The sequence below is a fragment of the Sulfuriferula nivalis genome (assembly GCF_009937995.1).
Taxonomy (GTDB): domain Bacteria; phylum Pseudomonadota; class Gammaproteobacteria; order Burkholderiales; family Sulfuriferulaceae; genus Sulfuriferula; species Sulfuriferula nivalis.
Genome location: NZ_AP021881.1, coordinates 2,471,849 through 2,490,139, shown reverse-complemented (window position 1 = coordinate 2,490,139; position 18,291 = coordinate 2,471,849). Strand labels below are relative to the sequence as shown.

At 46.8% G+C, this 18,291-nt stretch carries 16 protein-coding genes; 7 read left to right on the top strand and 9 right to left on the bottom strand.

Annotated features, from left to right (window positions below):
- Positions 1–8 precede the first annotated feature (8 nt).
- The 9 genes from SFSGTM_RS12225 to tssJ form a co-directional block, all read right to left on the bottom strand.
- The gene (locus SFSGTM_RS12225; protein WP_162083358.1) at positions 9–1,271 is read right to left on the bottom strand and encodes a hypothetical protein; all 1,263 of its coding nucleotides are present in this window, start codon (positions 1,269–1,271) and stop codon (positions 9–11) included.
- Positions 1,228–3,357, bottom strand: a complete 2,130-nt coding sequence (locus SFSGTM_RS12220) for a DUF2345 domain-containing protein (RefSeq protein ID WP_269780108.1) — start codon at positions 3,355–3,357, stop codon at positions 1,228–1,230. The genes SFSGTM_RS12225 and SFSGTM_RS12220 overlap by 44 nt, the downstream gene beginning before the upstream one ends.
- A 52-nt stretch (positions 3,358–3,409) precedes the next feature.
- Positions 3,410–3,676: a hypothetical protein gene (locus SFSGTM_RS12215; protein ID WP_162085399.1), complete on the bottom strand. Its 267-nt coding sequence runs from the start codon at positions 3,674–3,676 to the stop codon at positions 3,410–3,412.
- Between the two features lie 356 nt (positions 3,677–4,032).
- On the bottom strand, positions 4,033–4,707 hold the full coding sequence (locus tag SFSGTM_RS12210) for a hypothetical protein (protein WP_162085398.1): 675 nt from the start codon (positions 4,705–4,707) through the stop codon (positions 4,033–4,035).
- Positions 4,673–5,650 carry a hypothetical protein gene (locus tag SFSGTM_RS12205; protein ID WP_162085397.1) on the bottom strand — a complete coding sequence of 326 codons (978 nt, stop codon included), beginning with the start codon at positions 5,648–5,650 and terminating at the stop codon, positions 4,673–4,675. The genes SFSGTM_RS12210 and SFSGTM_RS12205 overlap by 35 nt, the downstream gene beginning before the upstream one ends.
- The gene (locus SFSGTM_RS12200; RefSeq protein WP_198420558.1) at positions 5,643–8,408 is read right to left on the bottom strand and encodes a type VI secretion system Vgr family protein; all 2,766 of its coding nucleotides are present in this window, start codon (positions 8,406–8,408) and stop codon (positions 5,643–5,645) included. The genes SFSGTM_RS12205 and SFSGTM_RS12200 overlap by 8 nt, the downstream gene beginning before the upstream one ends.
- Positions 8,409–8,429: 21 nt before the next feature.
- Positions 8,430–9,212: a type IVB secretion system protein IcmH/DotU gene (gene icmH, locus SFSGTM_RS12195; RefSeq protein ID WP_162085396.1), complete on the bottom strand. Its 783-nt coding sequence runs from the start codon at positions 9,210–9,212 to the stop codon at positions 8,430–8,432.
- Complete coding sequence (gene tssK / locus SFSGTM_RS12190) at positions 9,212–10,558, bottom strand: type VI secretion system baseplate subunit TssK (protein WP_162085395.1); 1,347 nt, start codon at positions 10,556–10,558, stop codon at positions 9,212–9,214. The genes icmH and tssK overlap by 1 nt, the downstream gene beginning before the upstream one ends.
- 40 nt (positions 10,559–10,598) lie before the next feature.
- A complete protein-coding gene (gene tssJ, locus SFSGTM_RS12185) occupies positions 10,599–11,213 on the bottom strand; it encodes a type VI secretion system lipoprotein TssJ (protein ID WP_162085394.1) in 615 nt (204 codons plus the stop codon).
- Between the two features lie 326 nt (positions 11,214–11,539).
- On the opposite strand from tssJ, the gene SFSGTM_RS12180 reads away from it, so the two are divergent.
- From SFSGTM_RS12180 to tssG, 7 genes are all read left to right on the top strand, one after another.
- Positions 11,540–12,241 (top strand): tetratricopeptide repeat protein, encoded by a 702-nt coding sequence (locus SFSGTM_RS12180; RefSeq protein WP_162085393.1) that lies wholly within the window; start codon positions 11,540–11,542, stop codon positions 12,239–12,241.
- 62 nt (positions 12,242–12,303) lie between these two features.
- Positions 12,304–12,813 (top strand): type VI secretion system contractile sheath small subunit, encoded by a 510-nt coding sequence (gene tssB / locus SFSGTM_RS12175; protein WP_198420557.1) that lies wholly within the window; start codon positions 12,304–12,306, stop codon positions 12,811–12,813.
- A complete protein-coding gene (gene tssC, locus SFSGTM_RS12170; protein ID WP_232525974.1) occupies positions 12,810–14,306 on the top strand; it encodes a type VI secretion system contractile sheath large subunit in 1,497 nt (498 codons plus the stop codon). The genes tssB and tssC overlap by 4 nt, the downstream gene beginning before the upstream one ends.
- Positions 14,307–14,337: 31 nt before the next feature.
- Entirely contained in the window at positions 14,338–14,829 is a 492-nt protein-coding gene (locus tag SFSGTM_RS12165) for an Hcp family type VI secretion system effector (RefSeq protein ID WP_162085392.1), read from the top strand.
- A gap of 70 nt (positions 14,830–14,899) precedes the next feature.
- Positions 14,900–15,385: a type VI secretion system baseplate subunit TssE gene (gene tssE, locus SFSGTM_RS12160; RefSeq protein ID WP_232525973.1), complete on the top strand. Its 486-nt coding sequence runs from the start codon at positions 14,900–14,902 to the stop codon at positions 15,383–15,385.
- A 6-nt stretch (positions 15,386–15,391) separates the two neighbouring features.
- Positions 15,392–17,239, top strand: coding sequence for a type VI secretion system baseplate subunit TssF (gene tssF, locus SFSGTM_RS12155; protein WP_198420556.1), 1,848 nt, complete (start codon positions 15,392–15,394; stop codon positions 17,237–17,239).
- Positions 17,203–18,285: a type VI secretion system baseplate subunit TssG gene (gene tssG / locus SFSGTM_RS12150; protein WP_162085391.1), complete on the top strand. Its 1,083-nt coding sequence runs from the start codon at positions 17,203–17,205 to the stop codon at positions 18,283–18,285. The genes tssF and tssG overlap by 37 nt, the downstream gene beginning before the upstream one ends.
- Positions 18,286–18,291: the final 6 nt, after the last annotated feature.

Below are 18,291 nucleotides of genomic sequence, written 5' to 3'. Positions count from 1 at the left end.
CGTAATTTCTATTTAGTTGTTGCTGGAGTTGAGCCAGTGAATCCTAACCCGGCGTCTACTGCGGTGACATGCATATGTGTTTCATGTAGTTTTTCATTTGCTGAAATCCCCTGGTTGTAAGTTGGGGCATTCTGATCCGAGGTGTTCATATCCATTTTCCATGGATCAAAAATCTGTCTTACAAGGTCTTTCTCTTTTAAAAGCGCATCTCTGAAGTTGTCGATCTCTTTCTCGGCTTCGTTCCCCAACGTTGAGTGCTGATAGTTGGCGTATTCTGCCTGATTTCGATGTAGTGATATTGATTCTGCATTATTTTTAATCACTTTTACATCTAATCCCAAACCAATCCGATGTAATACAGATCCCAGCATAGGACGCCAACCAGATGTTAGTTGTACTTCTGTTAAACCAGTGGAAATTGCGGCCTGAATTAATGCCGCATATGTATGCGGATGCACGCGGGTGTAAATATCCGACTTTGCATCGTATTGGCTAACATTGAGGCGAACATTGGTTAGTGATTCTGAAAGCCAGATTATTTTTAATTGATATGTCGGGGTTAGTGATATGGTTAGCGCGGCTGCATTTCCACTGGTATCAGGATCAAAGTTACCCGCATAAATATTACTGACGGCCTGTTTGGCTGGCGCACTTAACGATGTTGATGCTAACAAAGTATCGACTTCTTCAGATGTGAATTTGTGTGTGATTTTTAGCCAGATGTCGCCAGTGAGGGAGGCCGTGTAATAATCCTTACCGTTTTCCGTCTTTTGAAATACGGGTTTGCTATCGGTATCTGGATTCGGGTGTGTGCCGTATTTCTCATTGATGGTGACAACAATGTCGTTGTCACCAGCGGTTACTTCATATACGGGGTATTTGCGATATCCTGCTCTGGCATCGCTGCCTAAATATAGTGATGTGTTTTGCCCAGAGTTAATTCTTATGGACTCTTTTTCATGTCTAATTAATGGGCTATCATCCCTTGCTTTATCAGGGTTGCTTTGGTACATACTTAGAACTTTGCTGTCCACACAAACCGCAAAAGGTAAGCTGTTCAATTTTGTTGACGGCCCATACTTCTGATTATCTTTAGGCGTAATTTTGCCCGCCGGATGTATTTCATAAGTGACGGTAATTTTCTTGAGAGTTGGCACATCCACGCAAGAATTCGGCTTATCATTGGTGGTTACTACGCAATCAGGGGTTTTGTTTTTTGTGGTCATATTAGCACTCGTCACATTCGCCGTTTTGTAATTCAGGTGTTGCATCGGTTTGTTCCCAGAATAGCTTGAGTGATTCTGGGTCAGCAGTGGTTACCCGTTCTGTTTTGCCTTCTTCATTCGTTATTCCAGAAAACACTTCACCTGTAGCAGATTCAATTCTATAAGGCATGTTCGTTAACGGCTCGCCGCTGGTTGTCGATACTGCGCGCAATTGTTCGTCAAACAGTTTTGCTCTTGTGTCAGGCAGTTTTATAAAACTCGCCACATCCCTAGCCCCACCCGAGAACTGATGCGCCACCCCCTTAACCGAGAACGTCCCCGGGCAGGTAAAGGTAATATTGCCGCCATCCAGCACAATTGCAGACTGCCCGGCCTGCAGCACGATCTTCTGCTGCGCTTCCACCAGAATCGCATTATTGGTACTCGTCACGTTGATAGCCTGATCCGCAAACACCTCCATGGCATCCGTATGTGCAGCCAGAGAAACAGGTGCATTTGCCGCAATCACATGCATGCCACCGTCATGCGTAAACAGTGTGGTTGCATCCCCACTATTCACACTCACCGTATGCTGTGCAGCCAAATGGCTATCCCCTTGCGTAGTCCAGCTCAGATTGCCTTGCGCAAACAGCAGCATACTTTGCGGTGTAGCCGCATTCAGACTGGCGTCACTGTCCAGCCCCACGGTGGCCGCATCAAAGCGCAGAGCCTTGGCCGCAGCACTATCCGCCTTGGGTTGCAACTTCAACTGCAAATCTGGCACAGACTTCAATGCCGCATCTGACACCTGAGCTGATTGCGCTACTGCCGCATCACGCAGCGTCTGGTTCAAACTCGCCGCTGCCGCTAATTGATCAGCCGCCTCACTCACATCCAGCTGCGTAGACGTCACACTCGCACCCGACTGACTGCGTTGTGCCGTCGTCAGCCATGCCCCCGCATTACCGCGCAACTGCCCCCACGCATCGGTACGCGCCTCCAACCCCAATCCTCGTGCCGTACCGCGCAGCGCAGAAGCTGGCACCCGGCTGCGTAGCCAGCCCAGATTCAAAGCTGAATTCGCCGTACTGCTCATCAACTGCATCTGCAACTCACTCGCCGCATCATCTACCAGCCACTGATTAAAGCCATCTCCACTGAAATTCTGACTATGCCAACCCGACACCACTCCGGCATGATCCAGGCCACCATCCACCCCAGCTGCAAACGGCGGCGTATCCACCCCGTTATACAGACTGGCAGTGACCACTGGCCTATCAATATCCCCACCGATGAAATCCACCAGCACCTCAGACCCGATACGCGGCGTAAACACACTGCCCCAATTCTCACCCGCCAACACCTCAGCCACCCGCACCCACGTACCCGACTGATCATTCCCTGGCGCATGCCCGGTTGTATCTACCGAATTGCCCGTATCCATCAAGCCACCCATATTGGGTAACACACCGCGCTGCCAGTGGAACTGAATACGCAACTGATGATCTCGGGTAGAGGTGGTTACCGCATCGGGTAAACCTACCACCAATGCAGACTGCGCACCCAGCACCGCAGGGCGGGGTAAACGTCTGGACGCACTGGGCATTAACATCGTCGTCGCAGGCGCAGCCGTAAACTGATTACGATAAGTACCATCCTCCGCATCCGCTAATCCCACACCCCGCTGAAAACCTGCCCCCAGATTGTTCACCGCCTCATGCCTCACCGACACCAGCGTAAATTGATTAGCACCTGCGGCAAAACCATCATGCCCGGTCAAATCAAAACCGAAGCCCGGTGCCAGACTGCGTACTGCACCCTGACCTGATACCAGTGAGGCATCAAACGCCAACGCCAGTAACTGCTGATCAGCCCAAGTGGCAGCATGGGATGTATCAGCAAAATGCTGCTCTCCCATATCTACATACTGCGCCAGACTGGGCAGGGCGGATGAACTATCCCGACTGGCCTCACCTGCAGGGGCGACTACCGTACTGGGCAACCAGCTACTGGTGGCTACCTGAGTTGGACGTATCTGGCTTAATGACGCAAAACCATCTATGGCATCGGTGCTGTCACTGGCGCGTACTCCCGCAAAGCGTAATGCCCGTCCACCTGGCATATCTGGCACGGTGGCCTGTCCGTCGAAAATGACCAGCGTATGTAACGCCTGCAGACTTGTTCACATGTGGTGGCAGACTGGATTAACTACGATAGTGGCGTTTAAAAGAAATTCGATTGGAAAATAGTTTGTTAAAAGTGATTCCACCACCAATCAAAATTATTATGAACAAAATCCATCCACCTAACATCATATTTCTAGTAGCGATTCCAGCGATTATTGCAACGATGAGCAAAAATATGAGTACGCCACCTGGCACACCATATTCCACTTCTGCTTGGCATCCACGGCAAACGGTAGCGCCATGAGGTACTTCGGTATGACAGTGTGGGCAAATTAAATCAGACATTAGATGTTTCCTCCGTGTGGTAGCACTTTGTAATTAGTGGCTGGGTAAAATATAAAATTAGCGTTTAAAAACAATCCGATTGGCAAATATCATATTCAGCACAATACTACCGCCGACCAGAACAGTAGTTAACGCCACCCATCCACCAAACGACATATTTCGAGTGGCAACGCCAGTGAATATTGCTGCAATCAGCAAGAGTATGAATGCAGAGTTTGGGACACCATATTCCACCTCTGCCTGGCATCCACTGCATGTGTTAGCGTTATGAGGGAGGTTGGTATGGCAGTGGGGGCAAGTTAATATAGACATTATGTGATTTCTCCGATGGCTAGTTTGGTGCTGTGAACAATGTATTAGTTTTTTAACGCTTGATTTTTTATACCGTCGACATATTCGATTTGACCATCTGATAAATGGATTTTTCCGATGGGAGCTTTTTCAAAATCAGGATGTATATACCAATCAAAATAAATATATTCATCTTGGACATAAACAGCTCCATTTGGCTGACGTATTGCATTGTCGTCATAGCTAAGAGATTGTGCACAGCTAGAAACAAGGTGTGAAAACACTTTTTTGAAATGACCTTTACTCGTGAGGCTTATAACAGCAAGGTAATCTTCAACGCCTGAGCCACATTCGCCATTAAAACTTCCTGAATGAGTACGCATTGAATAAATTAATGGTATGTATTCAGTATTACCAATGAGGATTGGTTTTTGTGTAAAAAATCCCATATGTTCTACTTCATTATTTAATGCTGGAGAACGTTCAGGTGATATTTTTATGACGGTATATTTATTATTCTGTGGCTGTGATGAAGTGAGTAAAACTGCATTAGATTTATGGTCAAAGTGGAAGCTAATGCATCCAGCAGTTCGTGAAAGTGTATTTTGATAAACGCCATGTTTTTTTTTGTCTAAACACATCTCATTTTGTGTCGCATGTACTATTGTTGAAGTCATTACGCCTAATAGTAAAAGCCCTATTAACTTAAATGCCTTGATTGTTTTTGATATGTTCTGCATAGCAAACTCCAGTATAAAAGGGATGTCCATCCTTTTTTAGCTCTTCCAATGTTTTGTCTTGATTGGTTTTTTCTTCTAAATCCCAGCCTTTGTTTGATTGAGTTTTATCGCAAATTACGTTTTCGTTTTCAATCCATTGGTTCTTTTTGCCATCCCAATTAAAATAACGTTGCTGATGGGCGAGCCCGTTATAGCTGGCAAGAGTTTCAAGATTGAGCATTGCTTGGTCATAGTTTCTGTGAACATCTAAATATGCTTTGGCTCTTTTTCGATGAGTTGGAATTCTTTTTTTTAATATCTCATCAATATGTTTTTTCCAACTCCAAATTTGTTCATAGGTAGGTGGCTCATTGGTCAGCTGTCCAAGTCCATATCCGTTGTCAAATGAGGTAAGTGGCATTTCATCTGAGTAGAAGTGTTTGGTATGTGATTCCTGATTAAAAATTTTCTTAACAAGTTCAACGTCTTCCTTGATTGGGAATGTGTCTAGGTAAGCATGAACTTTTGTCGAACCAGGCTCTTTGCCTCGAATAAAAGTTTTGCGGATAAATTTTTGAGTTCCTACTTTGACTGTGACAGTCAGGTCGCCACCAATAACAGCACCCAAATCAGCTTTCCAAGACTTGGAATTGGATGTGAATTTGCCTTGTTCGGAAAACGTTTTTGGATGCGTTACCTTACCTCGCTTTTTGCCTGTTTGCGCTAGACATGACTGAACCACCCAATTTATTTTCCATTGCCACTCATACGGCCCAGGATTATCCGTCTTAATCTCATATGTAATATCAGGGAACTTGGCATCCTCATTTATATAAAATACTTTGCATCCCTCGGGGCTAATCCATTCACCTGTTTCCAGATTGACTTCGCATTTTAGTAGTGAGTCTTGTGTATTGTCCGATTTTGCATTTGTTTTGGCGATGGTTTTTTTATGGTTAGACATTCACATCTCCTATGGTGTTTTCGGTCATCGTTTCTAGGATTTCTATATCTAACGTGGCTTCGCCCTTTGTTAAGATACGAATGGTATAACCATCATCATCCGTCGTGCCTTCGATAATTTCTCCTGTTGATGCTGTAATTCTGTATGGGTGGTTAGCAATTGCTATCTCTGTATTGGGATAAACAAGGCGAAGTTTTTGATCGAAAATATGAGCAAATTCGTTCGGCAAAGCTCCTAAACTCGCCACATCCCTAGCCCCACCTGAGAACTGATGCGCCACCCCCTTAACCGAGAACGTCCCCGGGCAGGTAAAAGTAATATTGCCACCCTCCAGCACAATGGCCGACTGCCCAGCTTGCAGCACGATCTTCTGTTGCGCTTCTACCAGAATTGCATTATTGGTACTGGTCACATTGATAGCCTGATCCGCAAACACCTCCATTGCATCCGTATGCGCCGCCAGAGAAACAGGCGCATTCGCCGCAATCACATGCATGCCACCGTCATGCGTAAACAGTGTGGTTGCATCCCCACTATTCACACTCACTGTATGCTGTGCCGCCCAGTGGCTATCTCCTTGTGTAGTCCAGCTCAGATTGCCTTGCGCAAACAGCAGCATGCTCTGCGATGTGGCTGCATTCAGACTCGCATCACTGTCTAGCCCCACGGTGGCCGCATCAAAGCGCAGTGCCTTGGCCGCAGCAGTATCTGCCTTAGGTTGCAACTTCAACTGCAAATCTGGCACAGACTTCAATGCCGCATCTGACACCTGAGCTGATTGCGCTACTGCCGCATCACGCAGCGTCTGGTTCAAACTCGCCGCTGCCGCTAATTGATCAGCCGCCTCACTCACATCCAGCTGCGTAGACGTCACACTCGCACCCGACTGACTGCGTTGTGCCGTCGTCAGCCATGCCCCCGCATTACCGCGCAACTGCCCCCACGCATCGGTACGCGCCTCCAACCCCAATCCTCGTGCCGTACCGCGCAGCGCAGAAGCTGGCACCCGGCTGCGTAGCCAGCCCAGATTCAAAGCTGAATTCGCCGTACTGCTCATCAACTGCATCTGCAACTCACTCGCCGCATCATCTACCAGCCACTGATTAAAGCCATCTCCACTGAAATTCTGACTATGCCAACCCGACACCACTCCGGCATGATCCAGGCCACCATCCACCCCAGCTGCAAACGGCGGCGTATCCACCCCGTTATACAGACTGGCAGTGACCACTGGCCTATCAATATCCCCACCGATGAAATCCACCAGCACCTCAGACCCGATACGCGGCGTAAACACACTGCCCCAATTCTCACCCGCCAACACCTCAGCCACCCGCACCCACGTACCCGACTGATCATTCCCTGGCGCATGCCCGGTTGTATCTACCGAATTGCCCGTATCCATCAAGCCACCCATATTGGGTAACACACCGCGCTGCCAGTGGAACTGAATACGCAACTGATGATCTCGGGTAGAGGTGGTTACCGCATCGGGTAAACCTACCACCAATGCAGACTGCGCACCCAGCACCGCAGGGCGGGGTAAACGTCTGGACGCACTGGGCATTAACATCGTCGTCGCAGGCGCAGCCGTAAACTGATTACGATAAGTACCATCCTCCGCATCCGCTAATCCCACACCCCGCTGAAAACCTGCCCCCAGATTGTTCACCGCCTCATGCCTCACCGACACCAGCGTAAATTGATTAGCACCTGCGGCAAAACCATCATGCCCGGTCAAATCAAAACCGAAGCCCGGTGCCAGACTGCGTACTGCACCCTGACCTGATACCAGTGAGGCATCAAACGCCAACGCCAGTAACTGCTGATCAGCCCAAGTGGCAGCATGGGATGTATCAGCAAAATGCTGCTCTCCCATATCTACATACTGCGCCAGACTGGGCAGGGCGGATGAACTATCCCGACTGGCCTCACCTGCAGGGGCGACTACCGTACTGGGCAACCAGCTACTGGTGGCTACCTGAGTTGGACGTATCTGGCTTAATGACGCAAAACCATCTATGGCATCGGTGCTGTCACTGGCACGCACTCCCGCAAAGCGTAATGCTCGTCCACCTGGCATATCTGCCACGGTGGCTTGTCCATCAAAAATCACTAGCGTATGTAACGCCTGCAGACTTGCATCACTGCTCGAAGACGCCGCAGATTGATCATGTTCGATACGATAATTCAAGCCATCCTGTGCCAGGATGCGCTGCAGGAAATCCCAGTCAGTTTCGCGATATTGTGTGCTGATGGCGCGTATGGGCAGGGGCTGGGTGACGTCGAAGCGTACGTGAGCCTGAGGATACTCAGCAAGCAGCTCGGTGACTATGCCGAGCACATCCTTATCCTGAAAAATATAGCTGTCTTCGCGCATAGCAAGAAATGCCAGAAAGCTTTCCAGTTGCAAACGATAGCGAGCAACGCCACCATCTGATCCTAGCCAATCTGCCTGCGTAACATAGCCATGCCATGCTCGATAACTGCCATCTGCCTGCAACAGGCGCAAAGTCAAAGGGGCGCCAAGCACGGTATCCATAGCGAGTTGTGTGGATACACTCAATACATCAACCGTAAGTTGAAAAGCTGCGTTGACTGACTCAAACCCGGACATGCGTTCGACCACAAAGTTATCTGGGCGCTCACTTGGCAGTGATGGGGTGAGTGTTAGCAGACGCGCATTTTGGGATAAACCAGTACCTAGTTGCGCAATTAAATCAGCCAGGGCAGGGCTGAGGATGGGCATAGTGGACATAATCGCGTGTACTAAGTCAGCTTAAGGTAGGGTCAGTATCAGTGTGGCTGGATGGGGCGCCATCTGGATAATGTCGTTATACCCTGCAATTGCGGTAAGCGTGTGATGAGTAAGCATCTGGTTGATACCAACAAATATAGCCATTGCAACACCAGCGAAAATGGCAGCCATAACCCATAGTGGTGTCTCGGTACGCAGCTTGTTAATCACTTGATCTGGCCTGTCCCAATGCGGTGAAAATACAGCTGGCTTGCCTTTGATGTTGGCTATTTCTTCACCTAATCGTGCTGTCAGATAATGCAGTTTTTCAGGGGATTCCAGCAAATATTTTCCTTGAAATCCCAGCAGTAAACACATGTGGAATACTTCCAGCGCTTGCACATGCGGTGTGCCTTTGCTGCGTAACTCTTCAAGTCGCATGAAAAAGTGTTCACCTGCCAATTGATCGCCAAACAGCACTAACTGTAAGGGGTGCCGAGACCATGATTCGCTGATGGGAAAATTGCCTTTTAAAACAGTTTCGTCTACAGCTGCACAAAATGCATACTTCGCCATGTGGATGTCTTCGGCGGAGATGTGTAATTTTTTTGCATTGACATCTACGGTGCTGAGAAATTGCTGTAATTTCCTAGCAAAACTGGCTTCATCTTTGGGTGCATTGCCATTTTTTAACAGGAATAAGGCATAAAAGCCGTCGTACATCAAATCCATTAAGCTATGCGCCGAATTCATGGCAGGCTCGTTGCCCAATGGGGATCCAGTGAGGGGTACGTTGTTGTCTAGTAATGAAGGTGCTGTGTTCATTATGCTGTCACCGCAAAGAGTTCAAGATGAAGTTCTGGTATGCCAGACGGGGTGTAAATTGAAATGGCTTGCGCTTGTAACATGCGCGCATACAACGGCGATTTATTATCCAGCGCAAAGTAATAAGTATCTGGCCGCACAGGTATGGCAGCAGGAACCTGTGGTGCGTGGACCAATTTAACGCCAGGCATGGCTGACAAGACCAGTTTATCTACGTCATCCGGCGCCCCCAGCTTAAATCGTAGTGGCGTGGTATCGACCAGTTCTGTAGCAGGAACGCTGGCCGAAACAGCCAGATAGAAAGCAGTCCGGTCGTCAATTTTGCCAGAATCAAGTATGCCCTGGTGATAGGATGGGCGCGCTTCAGACAAAGCGATTGCGAAATGGCGAGTGGAAATAACAGTGTTCAGTAACTCACGAATGATGCTGTTGAGTTTGAAAAAGCATCCCCCCGTATCAAGATGCTGATAGGCAGGAAGATCGTTTAATGTCTGGTTTTTTGAAAATGTCATCAGGCCACCAGCCAATCCTAATAGTTGTTCATATAAGCGCTCAGGTGGTAATTGAGGATTGTTCAGATAGTGTGTGAGTGAGGCATAGCCAGCACTGGCGGTATGCAATAACCAGAATGATGCAATGTCGCCAGAGCGAAATTCTATGACGTTTTTGCTGGGTTCGCGGTGGTGGCCGTATAGCGCATTAATTTTAGCTTGTAGCGCATCCATCAGATGGCGCAGCAGTTGAACTAACAACGGTGCGCTACGAATGGTGATGCAGGGTGGAATAAAGTTAGGATCCAGCTCAAATCCTCCACTGCTGGCACGTCTTAAACGCAATAGTGGGAAGCTTACTAAAGAATCTCGCGGCTCTAATTCTGAAACAAGTCGTACAGATTTGGTCAGGTAGCTGAGTTCAGCTTGAGCACCTTGAGTGAATAAATCCGGGGTTTCCATATTGCGTTGCATATAGCGTGCTGCGGAGGATGATTGCTCCATAGCATTGAAATTACCGCCATATTCTTTAAGCAGCGGCAATGCGGCAAAGTAGGTGATGGTTTGTTGTGACAAGGGTATGTCGCCTAGCGAAATAGCCTCGGGCAAATCATCACTGGAGGGAGCTGAATATTGTTCACCATCAGGAAATATCGCAACCAATTCCTGCAATCGTAATAAGTCATTGGCAAGCGCACCCCGATCAACTTGCACCCTGGTGACGCCCCATGCATATGGGTGCAGCGATGCTGTTGCCGTTTGTAAACGGGATTCGTGATAGCGGTCTTGTTGCTGGAAATGTTGTGGTCTGAGAAACAAACCTTCACCCCATAAAACTTTAGTTGTTTCGTTCATGTCGGTAATTTTTTCTGTAATTATTTAATTTTGATTGAAGTTAGCTACATTGTGCCGGTGTTTTTATCAGGCTTTGTTTGTTGTCCGTGTATTCAAGCGAGTTGCCCGCAGTGACTGTGATAGAGCAGTCATTAAGGCCTAGTACTAATCCCTTGTCCTTGATGTCTTTGGTGGGAAAGGTCAGTTTCCATCTACCAGAGGCAGGCGCTTGATAGAGCGCAACCACACCAACATAGTCGGCAGTAACAGAAATTTTCTCAGTGTTAATGTAGGTTTGACCTGGAATAAGTGTGATTTCTTTAACTGCGATTACGTCTCCAGCTAATGCATCTTTCTCTTTTTGGGGATCTAAAAATACATCATAAAAGGCTTGTTGAAATGCGCTGCTTTGTTTTAGTTGGTAAATACGCACTACAACGGAAAAAGGATGCTTTTGGTTGTCACTGTTTAAAGCATTGCTGGCTAATATTTTTAATGGAATGTTATTTGTCGCGTTAGGGTCGATCGGTTTGTTTAGGCCAGTTGAGTTCATTGCCAGGCTTGCTATTTGAGCAACTGCAGAAACCGCCCCCGCAGCAGCGCACCCAGAAAGTGTCGTTATGAGTATTAGTGACAATGCAGCACGAATACTGATTATTTTATTAGTAAAGGCCATATATTGATTGATGTCGCGGTAAGTTTTGGTGTTTATTTTTGTTATATTTTTTATTTAGTGCGTATATTATATCTTTAGTGCTGTAGGTGCAAATCTATTATTTATCTTCCTGTAATTTCCAAATTATTTTCTTGTTTTTGATTGTTTTTAATTTTGAGTTGATGCATTATTAAAAAGGGATGACAAATTTTATTGAGTTTTAAGTATAAAAAATAGCGCGAATTTTTGCTGTCGATTAATCGTGATGTGCGAATAAATTCAATTTTTTCATATGGTTGTATAAATCAATAACAGTGGCTTTACTAAGCTTGTGGGATGGAGTGGTGATGATAAGTAATTTAAAGAAATCTGGTTTTCTAGTTGTGGCATTGTTGAGTGGTTGTGCAGGAGTTAATAACCAGGATGTATCAAATTCTGCTAGTGGTATACAGACAACAACAGTAAGTAAAAGCGCCAAAGATGTAGCTGCGGAAACGGTAGCAGCCAAAACAAATCAAATTCCTGCGATTAAGTTTAGTGATAATGCAACGGTTAATGCAGCAGTTGCAAAAGCGGATATTGCTTTTAAATCTAATCAACCAGAAAAAGCCTATGCAATTCTTAAAGAGGCAACAGTTAGCAGTCCTATGGATAAAGCGCCATGGCTAAGAATGGCGCAAGCGCAATTTGATGTTGCTAATTATGGGGAGGCGATTGTTAACTCGTTAGAAGTGTTGAAGCGCGATGCGAAGGATCAAGTTGCCAAAAGCATTATCGTTGTAAGTGGTCTGCGTTTATCAACGAAAACTTTGGCTGATTTGCGTACACAGAATGAGATCTCAGGATCATTGCGTACGGAAGCACAAGATTTGGCTAAAATTTTACGTGAAAATTTAGGCGAGTCCGCACTCATAGCTAAGTCACATAAAAAATCGGTTCATCATACAAAGTCAGCCGTTAATTCGACTGCTGCACCTGCTCATGGCGTAACGCCATCTTCACCACCACCTGCCAGCAATTCAGGTAATCCATTCGGTGCATTGAAATAAATATTTAGTATTTATCAATATTGACCTCAGTCAGTAATTAAAAATAATCAGGGAGAAACATTATGGCAAAAGACAGCGTGCAAAAACGTCTGCAAAAAGTGCGTCCACCTCGTGTGCAAATGACTTATGACGTTGAAATTGGCGATGCTATTGAGCAAAAGGAATTACCTTTTGTTGCTGGCGTAATCGGTGATTTTAGTGGTGCTTCTGAAGTCGACAAGAAGCGATTGAAAGATCGTAAATTCGTCAGTGTTGATAATGATAATTTTGATGAAATGCTGGCAGCGATTGAGCCTAGAGCTGTATTCCGTGTGGCTAATGAACTGAGTGCGCAGGGTGGTGAATTTGCTGTAGACATGAAATTCAAGTCTATGAGTGATTTCCGTCCAGAAGCAGTTGTGCAGCAGGTTGAACCACTCAAGCAATTACTCGAAGCGCGCACTCGTCTTGCTGACTTACGTAATAAGTTGGCTGGCAATGACAAGCTGGAAGACATATTGAATGATGTGCTCAACAACACCGAAAAACTCAATGCGCTTGGCGAATTGACACATAACCAAGGAGAGCAATGATGTCAGCTCAATTTAATGAAGCTGCTCAAGGCGTCGCTGCCGCTGAGTTTGCAGAACCCAGTCTGTTAGACCAGATTATTGAAAACAGTAAAGTCGCTAAATCCTCGACAGAGCATGCGCGAGCGAAGGATTTGATTTCTGAATTGGTGAATCAGGTCATGCAAGGCACGGTGGTAATGTCTGCAAATCTGACTGCTACGCTTGATGCGCGTGTGGCTGAACTGGATCAGCTGATTTCAGCGCAGGTGAGTGCCATTATGCATGCACCTGAGTTTCAACGGCTGGAATCTAGCTGGACTGGCTTGAATTACCTGATCCGTAATACATCAACCAGCAGCAATCTAAAAATAAAAGTGTTAAATGCAACGAAAAAAGAACTGGTCAAGGATTTTCAATCTGCGCTCGACTTTGATCAAAGTGCGATGTTCAAAAAGGTTTATGAGGAAGAATTTGGCACCTTTGGTGGCGCGCCATTTGCAACCTTGTTAGGCGATTTTGAAATTTCACGCCAACCAGAAGACATGTATTTTGTTGAGCAGATGTCGCATATTGCAGCAGCTGCACATGCACCATTCATATCTGCGGCTTCGCCTGAGTTATTTGGATTGGAAACATACGCTGACTTAGGTCGTCCACGCGATTTGTCCAAAGTTTTTGATACCGTGGAATATGCTAAATGGAAATCTTTCAGAGAGTCTGAAGACGCGCGTTATGTGGGTTTGACCTTGCCACGTTTCCTCGGTCGCTTGCCATTTAATCCTAAAGATGGGGCAACGGTTGAAGGCTTCAATTTCGTTGAAGACGTTGATGGAACTGACCACAGCAAATATTTGTGGTGTAACGCGACTTATGCGTTTGGTGCCAAATTGACCAAGGCTTTTGAGGACTTCGGCTGGTGTGCTGCAATCCGTGGTGTCGAGGGTGGCGGCTTGGTTGAAGATTTGCCTACGCATACATTCAAAACGGATGAAGGTGAAATTGCACTGAAATGTCCAACCGAAATTGCGATTACTGACAGACGTGAAAAAGAACTGAGTGACCTCGGATTTATTTCATTGGTTCACTGTAAAAATACCGATTATGCAGCATTTTTTGGTGCGCAATCTGCTCAAAAATCTAAAAAATACAATACAGATTCTGCCAATGCGAATGCGGTGCTGTCAGCACAATTGCAATATATCTTCACCGTTTCTCGAATCGCGCATTACATGAAGGCGATGATGCGCGACAAAATTGGTAGTTTTGCTGCTGCATCCAATGTGGAAGATTTCCTTAATCGCTGGCTAATGCAATATGTACTGCTGGATGACAATGCCAGCCAGGAAGCCAAAGCGCAGTTTCCATTGCGGGAAGCATCGGTTCAGGTAGCTGAAGTACCTGGTCGTCCTGGTGTGTATCGCGCAGTATCGTTTTTGAGACCGCATTTTCAGCTTGACGAACTTTCGGTTTCACTCCGTTTGGTCGCGGAGCTGCCTCAGTCGACCAAATCTTAAAATTAATCACACATTAGGGGGTTTTTGAATAATGGCAATAGATGTTTATTTACAAATTGACACCATCAAAGGTGAGTCAACAGACAGTTCACATAAAGACTGGATTGAATGCAAATCAGTAACTTGGGAAGTATTGCAGCCTAAGTCAGCAACCGCATCAACAGGTGGTGGTCACACAGCAGAGCGTTGTGAGCATAAAGATATCGTGCTGACAAAATTGGCTGATTTGTCTACACCATTGTTGTTGCAAAACTGCTCATCAGGTAAAACTTTCCCTAAAGCAAAATTCGAATTTTTACGCGCTGACAGCAATGGCGATCGCGTTAAATATTTTGAAATTGAGTTGTTGAATGTTTTGGTGAGTGGAGTAGCACCTGAAGTAAACGGCGGCGATATTCTTCATGAAACTGTGAGCTTGAAATATTCACAAGTTAAATGGAAATATCTGCAACAGAAAGTTAATGGCGGCGCAGGTGGTAACACAGCTGGCGGCTGGGATCTTTCTACCAACAAAACTGTATAAACTGTTGGTATGCCTTGGAACCGCAGCTAGTCTGCGGTTCTTTATTTTGTAGGGCTTAATTGGATTGCTAATGATGAAGGGTTACACGCTAGGTTTGTTTGACAAATTGATGGCTGGAAGTACAGGTACATCGAACAGCGTAGTGACTCGTTTAAGTCTCGAAGAGATGAAAGACGTCGTTGCCAAGGATCTTGAGTCATTACTCAATACACGCTCGGTGATGTCAGAAACAACGTTAAGTCATTACCCGGAGTGTAGTAAATCTATCGTCACCTATGGATTAAATGATTTTGCAGGGCTTAGTTTGTCGAGTGCTAATGATAGAAATTATATTTGCCGATCATTAGAGCAAACCATACTTCGTCATGAACCGCGATTACGCAATGTGCGCGCATCATTAGAGCTGGAGGATGGCTCTACCAATCGTTTGAATTTTGCTATCGCTGCCTTGCTGGTTTTGAAAATGGAACAAGAACCCGTTAATTTTGATGCAGTATTACAACCGTCCAGTTTGCAGTACACGATCACCAAAGCACGTCGTCATGCACGCACTTAAGGAGTAATGATGGACGACTTGCTCCCCTATTATGAACAAGAGTTGAGTTTTATTCGGCGTTATTCACGCGAGTTTGCCGAACGCTATCCTAAAATAGCCAGCCAGTTACAGATGTCTGGTGAAGTGTCAGAAGATCCTCACATCGAGCGCATGATACAGTCGTTTGCGTTACTAACCGCACGCGTATCACGTCGGCTGGATGATGATTATCCGGAGTTTACCGAAGCGCTATTTGAAGTGATGTACCCGCATTATTTGCGTCCATTTCCTTCATGTTCCATTGCGCATCTGGATTACACCGCTGCGGCTGCGCAATTAACCAGTGTAAACATACTCAAACGAGGCACCGAATTAAACACGCGACCAGTAAATGGTTTGGCATGCAAGTTCCGGACTGCCTATGATGTGGCGATTGCCCCGGTACGTCTGACTCAGGCACAGTTTGATCCCATTGTTGAAGCGCCTGATACGGTAGTGTTGCCAGCCAATGCCAGTTCGGCTATCAGCATTCGCGTTGAAACCGCTTTCGAACAAATTAATTTTGCGCAATTAAAATTGCAGTCGCTGCGTGTGTTCATGCATGGCGAACCCTCTTTTTGTGCAGCTTTTCGTGATGCTTTATTCATGCGCACTATCCGCGCCTATATAGAAATCCCACGAACTGGGCGCTGGGTGGCGCTGGATAATATACCGCTTAAATTGGTGGGCTTTGCAGATGATGAAGCGCTGATTCCTTTCCCCGCGCAGTCGCACACCGCTTACCGAATTCTGACCGAGTATTTTGCTTTTCCGGATAAATTCAATTTTTTTGAAATTGATCTGGCTGCTATAGCCAAATTGTTACCGCAAGGCTGCAATGCGTTTAGTCTGCATCTGGTCCTGTCTGATGTTAGAGCAGACTCCAGTTTGTCGCGCATATTGGGTACGCTCTCAACAGAAAAATTGCTGTTGGGATGTACGCCAGTGGTGAATTTGTTCGAACAACGCGGTGAGCCCATACGCCTGACGCACACTACCAGTGCCTATCCTGTGCTGGCAGATGCGCGGCGCGCCTATGCTTATGAAGTTTACTCTATCGACAATGTGCGCATGGTCAGGCAGACCCCGCAAGGTGAATCGATTACCGAGTTTCGTCCTTTTTATGGATTACGTCACGGTGAAACAGCAGAGCGCGATGGCCATTACTGGGTGCAACGACGCGATGATATAACTGCGATTAAAAGCCCTGGCTATGAGACAGAAATATCCATAGTGGACATCGATTTTAACCCTGCTGACATTGAAACCGATACGCTGAGTCTGGCGCTTACCTGCTCCAATCGTGATTTACCCGCGCAGTTAAGTTATGGGTTGCCAGGCGGTGACCTTTTCCTTGAAGGCGGTTCCGTTGTACGCAATATCAGCTTTCTGCGTAAACCGACCGACCCTTACCGTTTCGAACGCGGCCATGGTGCGCATTGGCGGTTAATCTCCCAGTTATCGCTTAACCACTTGTCGCTGAGTCAGGGGGGAATCGATGCGTTTCGTGAAACATTGACTTTGTATGACTTGCCACGCAGCCCTATTTCCCGTCGCCAGCTGGGTGGCATTGTGGCAATGAACAGCAAGCCAACGACAGCCTGGTTGCCTGGCAATCCTTTTGCCTGTCTGGTGCGTGGTGTTGAAGTGCAAGTCACTATTGATGAAGAGAGTTTCGTTGGTAGCGGCATCTATGGTTTCGCACGTGTACTCGAGCAGTTTCTGGGTCTATATGCTCATGCCAACAGCTTTGTTCAGCTGGTTATCCTATCAAAACGTACCAATGAAGAATTATTACGATGCAAACCGAGAAGCGGCGATTTAAGCCTGCTGTAATTGATCAGCTCAAAGCCGCGCCTCACCGCTTCGAATTTTTCCAGGCGGTGCGCCTGCTTGAGAACTGGTTGAAACAGAATGGCGTAGCAACGGACAAAACGCTGAATGATTACATCCGTTTCCGTAACAGCTTGTCATTGCAATTTCCTGCCAGCCAGATTGAGGCGTTGCATCTGACTTATCAGCCTGTTGATGACGATGCGGCTGTCACCGAACAGCCTGGTGTGCAAGACGTGCAAACCATTACCATCACGCCCGCATTTATGGGATTTCTGGGTGGAAATGGCAGCCTGCCTAATCATTACACAGAGCAAATTGCTGCGCACGCGATGTATAACCGTGACGATGCGCCCCGTGCATTTCTCGATGTGTTCTCCAGCCGAGTTGTCAGTCTGTTTTATCAATCGTGGTGCAAGTATCGATTGGCGTTAGGCTACGAGCGTCAAGGAAAAGACAAGTTTTTACCTCTGCTGCTGTCGTTATCTGGTTTGGGACATGCCGATTTACAAGCACGTCTGCAACAAGAGGAAGAGGGTGTATTGGATGCCAGCATCGCCCATTTTGCAGGCGCAATGCGGCATCGACCTGTTTCAGCTGCGGTGCTGCAACGGACTCTGACGTCATATTTTGCCGTACCGGTTGAAGTCGAACTATTCACAGGCAGCTGGTATGCCGTGCCAGCTACCCAGCAGACCAGTCTGGGCAGCAATAACGCAGTGCTAGGTGTCACCGCTATGTCAGGTGCAAGAGTATGGCAACGAGATTTGCGTATAAGGCTGGTAATCGGAGCCTTGGATAAAGCGCAGTTCGAACGATTTTTGCCAGAATGGCAATCAGCGCGTGCACTGGATAAGCTGCTTATGTTGCTGACACATCATGAATTCGAGTATGAAATCCAGTTGATACTGGCCGCTGAGCATGTGCAGGGGAGTAGCTTGGGGAGCTCGGCGGGTAATGGGCGATTAGGCTGGGATACTTTTCTGGTCAGTCAGCCCGCAACCGAAGATAGACGCGACATTAACTACATCATTAACGCCATAGCCTGAAACAGG

Excerpts from the sequence above, each read along its gene's own strand:
- SFSGTM_RS12225 (WP_162083358.1), bottom strand. The coding sequence starts at position 1,271 with ATGCAACACCTGAATTACAAAACGGCGAATGTGACGAGTGCTAATATG.
- SFSGTM_RS12215 (WP_162085399.1), bottom strand. The coding sequence starts at position 3,676 with ATGTCTGATTTAATTTGCCCACACTGTCATACCGAAGTACCTCATGGC.
- SFSGTM_RS12210 (WP_162085398.1), bottom strand. The coding sequence starts at position 4,707 with ATGCAGAACATATCAAAAACAATCAAGGCATTTAAGTTAATAGGGCTT.
- SFSGTM_RS12205 (WP_162085397.1), bottom strand. The coding sequence starts at position 5,650 with ATGTCTAACCATAAAAAAACCATCGCCAAAACAAATGCAAAATCGGAC.
- SFSGTM_RS12200 (WP_198420558.1), bottom strand. The coding sequence starts at position 8,408 with ATGTCCACTATGCCCATCCTCAGCCCTGCCCTGGCTGATTTAATTGCG.
- icmH (WP_162085396.1), bottom strand. The coding sequence starts at position 9,212 with ATGAACACAGCACCTTCATTACTAGACAACAACGTACCCCTCACTGGA.
- tssK (WP_162085395.1), bottom strand. The coding sequence starts at position 10,558 with ATGAACGAAACAACTAAAGTTTTATGGGGTGAAGGTTTGTTTCTCAGA.
- tssJ (WP_162085394.1), bottom strand. The coding sequence starts at position 11,213 with ATGGCCTTTACTAATAAAATAATCAGTATTCGTGCTGCATTGTCACTA.
- SFSGTM_RS12180 (WP_162085393.1), top strand. The coding sequence starts at position 11,540 with ATGATAAGTAATTTAAAGAAATCTGGTTTTCTAGTTGTGGCATTGTTG.
- tssB (WP_198420557.1), top strand. The coding sequence starts at position 12,304 with ATGGCAAAAGACAGCGTGCAAAAACGTCTGCAAAAAGTGCGTCCACCT.
- tssC (WP_232525974.1), top strand. The coding sequence starts at position 12,810 with ATGATGTCAGCTCAATTTAATGAAGCTGCTCAAGGCGTCGCTGCCGCT.
- SFSGTM_RS12165 (WP_162085392.1), top strand. The coding sequence starts at position 14,338 with ATGGCAATAGATGTTTATTTACAAATTGACACCATCAAAGGTGAGTCA.
- tssE (WP_232525973.1), top strand. The coding sequence starts at position 14,900 with ATGATGAAGGGTTACACGCTAGGTTTGTTTGACAAATTGATGGCTGGA.
- tssF (WP_198420556.1), top strand. The coding sequence starts at position 15,392 with ATGATGGACGACTTGCTCCCCTATTATGAACAAGAGTTGAGTTTTATT.
- tssG (WP_162085391.1), top strand. The coding sequence starts at position 17,203 with ATGCAAACCGAGAAGCGGCGATTTAAGCCTGCTGTAATTGATCAGCTC.